The 6,511-nt window shown below is 49.8% G+C and carries 4 protein-coding genes; 1 reads left to right on the forward strand and 3 read right to left on the reverse strand.

Features of this window, described 5'->3' with window-relative positions; all coding sequences use genetic code 11:
- Positions 1–719: 719 nt before the first annotated feature.
- Together cpxA and cpxR are read right to left on the reverse strand one after the other, a co-directional pair.
- A complete protein-coding gene (gene cpxA / locus GN208_RS17380) occupies positions 720–2,090 on the reverse strand; it encodes an envelope stress sensor histidine kinase CpxA (RefSeq protein WP_004236627.1) in 1,371 nt (456 codons plus the stop codon).
- Complete coding sequence (cpxR, locus tag GN208_RS17385; protein WP_004236626.1) at positions 2,087–2,791, reverse strand: envelope stress response regulator transcription factor CpxR; 705 nt, start codon at positions 2,789–2,791, stop codon at positions 2,087–2,089. Before cpxR ends, cpxA begins: the two co-directional genes overlap by 4 nt.
- A gap of 154 nt (positions 2,792–2,945) precedes the next feature.
- On the opposite strand from cpxR, the gene GN208_RS17390 reads away from it, so the two are divergent.
- A complete protein-coding gene (locus GN208_RS17390; protein ID WP_015422390.1) occupies positions 2,946–3,443 on the forward strand; it encodes a Spy/CpxP family protein refolding chaperone in 498 nt (165 codons plus the stop codon).
- Between the two features lie 217 nt (positions 3,444–3,660).
- Here the strand turns inward: GN208_RS17390 and GN208_RS17395 are convergent, their stop codons facing one another.
- Complete coding sequence (locus GN208_RS17395) at positions 3,661–6,114, reverse strand: autotransporter outer membrane beta-barrel domain-containing protein (RefSeq protein ID WP_225310109.1); 2,454 nt, start codon at positions 6,112–6,114, stop codon at positions 3,661–3,663.
- Positions 6,115–6,511: the final 397 nt, after the last annotated feature.

The raw sequence follows: 6,511 nt of genomic DNA on the forward strand, positions 1-6,511 counted from the left end.
ACACTATTTAATATTACATATTTATCACAATTCATCATTTTATTAAAGAAACCACACCATGGGTAGCTTTCAGGCTGATGTATTGTAATTATAAGTTCTTTTGCTTTATCCATAATAACTTTAATCCTATAGTGTAACTATAGACCATCTTTTTTTTTGTGATGTCTCGTGTTTACCGAAAAGTATATAGTCAAATAAGAAATTCAGACTTCTGTCATATCAAATAGCTATGAATAACTGATTATTTTCAACCATAGCTACCGCACTGGGTTACCGCTCCCAGAGTGCGCTATTGCGAGTTTATCTTACTGATTCTATTGAAGAATCGAGTCAGTAAGAGTTGTAGTGTGTTACAGAGGGCTGATTTTTCAATAAGTTGGGAGGTGTTTTATGCCCAATCAATCAGCTCTGTTTATATGTGCTGCCAAAGGCTAGTCCGATTACACGAACAGGTCAAGCATGATAACACTCGCGAGTCTTTCATTAAACGAACTTTATCCGGTTTAATGTGGCAATCTTTTTCTTTAAATCTGTCTTTTTTGTGTTAACAGCAGAAAAAGTGTTACTTTAAGCCAGAGCTTTGGTTTATTACTTTTTCTAATCGGTACATGCACAATCACAGCAGAAATGTTTTATTACATCATATTGATGGCAATGGTAATTCCTGCTTAAGAAGGAATAGTTACCGGGGCTGATTGCCCCGGTAACTACAGAGAGCCTCAGCGCGGGTGCAGCGGCAGCCAGATTTCCAGGCGAAGTCCGCCGAGCGGGCTGTCGTTGGCGGTGACTTTACCGTTGTGCTGGCTGATAGCGGTGCTGACAATTGCGAGCCCCAAGCCGGTACCACCGGATTCGCGGTCGCGGGCTTCATCCGTGCGGTAGAACGGACGGAAGATATGTTCGCGATCTTCCGGGCTGACACCCGGGCCATCGTCATCCACCACAATGCTGATACCTTTGGTGTCAGCACTGAATGCGACCTGAATATGCTGATTTGAGTAGCGCAGCGCGTTGCGGACAATATTCTCAAATGCGCTGCCGAGTGCGGACGGGTTGCAGTAAATTGTCCACGGGCCCGGCGGTGAGGTGATTTCCAGCGTTTTATGGCGCTGCTCTGCCTCAAACTTCGCATTGTCGAGAATGTCATCCCACAGCTCATTGGCCTTGATGTTCTGGCGCAGCAGCTCATTTTTGTGCTGGCTGCGGGAGAGAACAAGCAGGTCATTGATCATGCCGTCGAGGCGGTGGGTCTCTGTCTCGATGCGTTCCAGCTCTTTACTTTCACCGTGGCGGCGGCGCAATAGTGCCGTAGCCAGCTGGAGCCGGGTGAGCGGGGTGCGCAGTTCGTGGGAGATATCGGATATCAGCCGCTGTTGTGCGTTCACCATGCGTTCGAGGGCACTGATCATCTGGTTAAAGCTGTTACCCGCCGCAAGGAATTCCTGCGGGCCGGCTTCCAGTTCCGGATGCTGGCGCAAATTACCTTTGGCCACATCATCCGCCGCGTTTTTCAGTTTTCGTGCCGGTTTTGCCAGGCTCCACGCCAGCCAGAGCAGCAGCGGGGTGCTGATCAGCATGGTGGCGGCCAGTAACAGGAACGGGCGGTCAATCAGGAAGTTGATAAAATCAGACTGTGCGGTGTTCGCCGGGCGGATAAGATAAAGCTGATAGCGGTCTTCGCCGTCCCTGACTTCAAACGGCCCGAGCAGCTCAATGCGGCCGTAACGTTTCTTTTTCGGGTTGTCAGTGTTATCTGACTGACCCATAAAGTTACGGATGACCTGGGAATCATTGCGGATAGGCCCGATGATCCGGCCTTCAGTGGTGACAATAATCAGGCGCTTGTCCGGCGGCGTCCATTTTACCAGGGCGCGGGTCAGCCGCCGCCACCAGAGCAGGTCATTCGCCGGATCCTGTGCGAGATCAGATTCAATATGTTGCTGCAGCATCATACCCTGCCGGTACTCAGCCTCCTGGAGCGGCATCAGCTGCCGGGAGTCGAGCTTCGGCACCATCAGCACCAGTAACAGCACCAGCGCCAGGGTAAACCAGAAGATGGCGAAAATCCGCGCCGTCAGGCTGCTTATCATGTTGCAGATACCATTAAGTAACCACGGCCGCGTAACGTTTTAAACCACGGCAGGCCGTCTGTGCGCTCCGGTAATTTGCGGCGCAGGTTGGAAATGTGCATATCAATGGCGCGGTCAAACGGCGTCAGGCGTTTGCCCAGCACTTCCTGGCTTAAGTGTTCACGGCTGACCACCTGGCCGAGGTGCTGTGCCAGCAGGTAAAGCAGCGTGAACTCGGTTCCGGTCAGATCCAGTACTTCGTCACCGAAGCTGGCTTCCTGGCGGCCCGGGTTGAGCTGGAGTTTATCCACCATCACCACGGAAGAGTTACTGCTGCTGTCGCTCTGCTGCTGTTGCTCACTCCAGTTGGAGCGGCGCAGAATCGCGCGTATACGTGCCACCAGCTCGCGATCGTTAAACGGCTTCGGCAGATAGTCATCCGCACCCAGTTCGAGCCCCAGAACACGGTCAAGGTCACTGCCGCGTGCGGTCAGCATAATCACCGGAGTCTGGTAGTTCTGGCGCAGTTCTTTCAGGGTTTCAATCCCGTTTTTGCGCGGCATCATGATGTCGAGCAATAACAAGTCTATGGAATCGTCAAGGAGGGTCAGTGCCTGCTCGCCGTCATGTGCAATGACAACGTTGAACCCTTCCATATCGAGTAATTCTTTTAACAGCGAGGTTAATTCGCGGTCATCATCAACAAGCAGTATTTTATTCATTATTCACGTCCTCCACGTGCAAAATACGACAACAAACGTTTCTATTCCATGACTTTACGTTCTTTTACATGCTCTGACGCATGTTTGCAGCCGGGTGCGTATAGTTAATTCCAACGGGTCAGGTGACGCAGACTCAGAAGTTTAAGGAGTTACTATGGGTAAGATAGCAACAATCACTTTAGCGTCAATGTTTGTGATGCAAAGTGCGCCGGGACTGGCGCAGGATTCAGAAAGTGATGGCTGCGTTACCCCGGTGCAGAGTCACAGTCAGTATAAAGGTATAACGACATCAGGGGGAGATGGTTATACCTCTATGTTGACCGGCATCCGGTTAACGGAAGAACAGCGGATGCAGTTGCGGGATCTGATGCACAATTACCGCGACCAGTTACGGAATGTCCGTAACCTTGCAGAAGATGATATTGCGCTGTACGAGCTGGTTAAGGCCGAAAAGTTTGATGAAACGGCCGTGCGTAATCAGCTTGAAAAGGAGATGCGCAAGCGGCTGGATTATCAGGTTGAGATGATACGGGTTCACCATCAGATGTATCAGTTACTCAACCCGGAGCAGAAAATGCAGCTGGATGCCAATTTTGAGCCGGAGAGTATTCATACCTCATCCGCCTCCTCCGCGCAGAATATGCCGGAATGAATTTGTCAGAAGTTATTTGTCAGAAATAATTTGTCAGAGTAGTGAAGTCAGTAGAGTCGTTAAGTAGCACCCAAGAAGTTTTTCCTTGCCATAGACACCATCCCTGTCTTTTACAGCCCCTCTTGAGGGGCTTTTTTTTGCCTGTTTTTTGGCGCCGGAGATGCCGTAGATAAAAAAAGCGGCCTTGCGGCCGCCGTAATTGAATCACAACGGGAAATTAAAAGTTGTAGCGCACGCCGATATTGCCGTGCAGCGGCGATTCTGTTTTATCGCCTTTACGGTAATCGATTTCCGCATACGCCTGAATCTGCGGCGTGAAACGGACAGTCAACCCGCCGCCGGCTTTCAGGCTGTCACCGGAGAAATCGGTGTCGAACGTATTGCGCTGGTTAATGGTCACATCATTATTGCTGATAAACTCATGCTGCCAGGCCAGTGTGGCGTAAGGGGTGATGATCACCTGATTGTTCAGGGTGAAATCTTTGCCTGCGTGCAGGCCGAGTTCGGATTGCAGGGACTGCTGTGCATCCAGTTTTGCCTGCATATTATTGTTCAGATGAACTGATTTGCTGTCCGCACGCATATAGCTCAGGCGGGCATACGGTTCGGCCCAGAAGGCTTCCGGCAGATCAAAGGTGTAACCGGCCTCTGCGGATGCACCGTAAGCATTCTGTGAATAATCTCCGCGGATGCTGCTGCGGTTGGTGGAAACCGCACGTAACTCATTATTGAAATGGTTATATTTCAGCACACCATCGAGGTACCAGCCGTTATCTGAGAACCAGGTGGCATAACCACCGGCAGTAATACTGTCGATGCTGCTTTCGCCGCCGCGCTGATGCTTCAGTTTGACATCGTTATAGCCGGTAAAGACGCCGAGCAACAATTTGCCGTTTTCCAGCGGGACAGATTTATCCGCACCCAGCTCAAAACCGGCCTGATTCAGTTTAAAGTGTGTGTGTCCGGTGCCTGCACGGGTTCTGTCGCCGGTCAGACGCACCCAGACCCCCGCATCACCCTGATTATCCCGTAATTCGCCGCGGCGGAACCGCAGATTGTCGAGTTCGTGATTAAAAATCAGCTGCGGCGCGGCAGCCATGGATAACACCGCATCGGTGGATGGTGTGGTTTTATCCTCAGGTACGACCGGCGGAACCGGTTTTTCAGGCTCGCCCGGCTCATCTTTCTGAGCGGCCAGATACCAGATTTTGCCGTCCTGCTCATCACGCTGATAGAGCGAGTACATATAGGTCCCGCCGTCCACCGCATCAATATTAGTGCCGTCGAGGGCGCTCAGGCGGAATTGTGCATTGCTGCTTTCGTCCGTGATTAAATCAAGACGTGATTCATCCGGACGGGTAATTTCAGCCCCGGAATCCTGTATATTCAGAGCATGATCACCACTGCTGTTACGGATAGTGAGGTAATCACCCTGTTGCTCGGCAATGGCCGTGTTCATATAGAATGTCTGGCTGCCGGAGAGATTTTCAATGATCAGATGGCTGTACCCGGCGTTGACCGGTGCAACAAACCGGACCTGACCCTGTCCGCTGAGCGAACCGGCAAAAGCGGCATTCCCGGTATCACCGGTGATCACCATCAGGGTGCTGTCCGGGCCGGATAAGATAACATTTTCCGCATAAGCTCCGGCATCCGCTGCCAGTTTGTCTTCTGAACCGGCAGTCAGCTGTACCTGCGACTGCTGATTAACAGTCGTGACGCCGAGGAGCTGTGCCCCTGCCGCCAGCCAGCTTTTGGCGCGATCATTCAGCGTGGTATCTGTCGCAGAGGAGCCGCTGTAAATACTTTGTACGGCGGTGTCATATAATTCGTTATTAATGGCTTGTCCGCCACCTTTAATAATCTGGGCGCCGCCGTTTTTTATCCGGTTAAATTCTGCAATACCGGCAGATGCAGATGCATTCTGATTGAAAATATATTGCTGGCCGCCGTCAACGGTTGTATTGGTTGCTTTGGAATCATCGACAACATATTGCCGTGCTCCGGCGTTTACGAGGGTATTATCGGCAAAACCTTTACCGTGCAGTTGCTGTAATCCGCCATCATTAATAATGGTGCTGTCCGCAAACCCGCCGGATTTCAGCATCTGAGCACCGCCGTTATTCACGACCGTATTCAGGGATTTACCATCCTGCTGGACATATTCATAACCGCCGTCATTGACCTGTGTACCGGTTGACTCCCCGCCCAGGTAAATAAATAATTTCCCGCCGCTGTTGACGATATTATTTTCAGACTTGCCCGGATCATCGGCTTTACCGGTATTACTGACATAAACGGTTCCGCCGTTGAGTACGGAATCTTTTAATGTTCCGCCGTCCAGAACACGGATTAATCCGCCGCTCTGAATATCAATACGGCTGCCGGTGGCCGGGAAACCGGTGTGATAGCCGTCCCAGGCAATATGGGTTGTTTTATCAATCCAGACTTCAGCGCCGCCCTGAACCTGAGAATCCTCAAACAGGCCGAGTACGCTGAGTTTACTGCCGCTCAGCATGGTCAGATTCTGAGCAATGCCGACATAATCTGTTGGCTTACCTTCTACCCAGGCACCAATTTCATAGCAATCATCAGCGGTCATTTCACCGGTGAAAGGTGCGCTTCCTGTCAGGCCCACATTTTTACGGCTGCCGCAAAATGTTTCTGCCATAACTAATGATGGTACGGTTGAACATAAGACGGCAATAATGGAAAGGTGTAAAAGTTTCTTTTTTGTTTTCATTAGTTATTCCCTGGTGTCGGTATATATAACGAAAGCCATTTCGTCAGACGGAAATGGTAAATTTAAAAGGTGTAAATTTTATTTATGAGATGAGTATCTTATTTAAGGTTTGTTTAATCAATGGGAGCGAAAATGCATATTTAAGTGATTTTTTTAAGATTCATTGACGGTAATGAATCTTAATACACATTATGAATGAAGCTAATCTGATGGTTTTTTTATTTCTTTGGTCAGAATAAAGCTCTGGTTATGTCTGTTTTTGGGTTATTTTTGTTATTTAAATTCCATATTTGATTTATCAGGGGTAATGGATATACCCGCGAAA

Source organism: Morganella sp. HSTU-ASny43, assembly GCF_022819185.1.
GTDB classification, from domain to species: Bacteria; Pseudomonadota; Gammaproteobacteria; order Enterobacterales; family Enterobacteriaceae; genus Morganella; species Morganella morganii.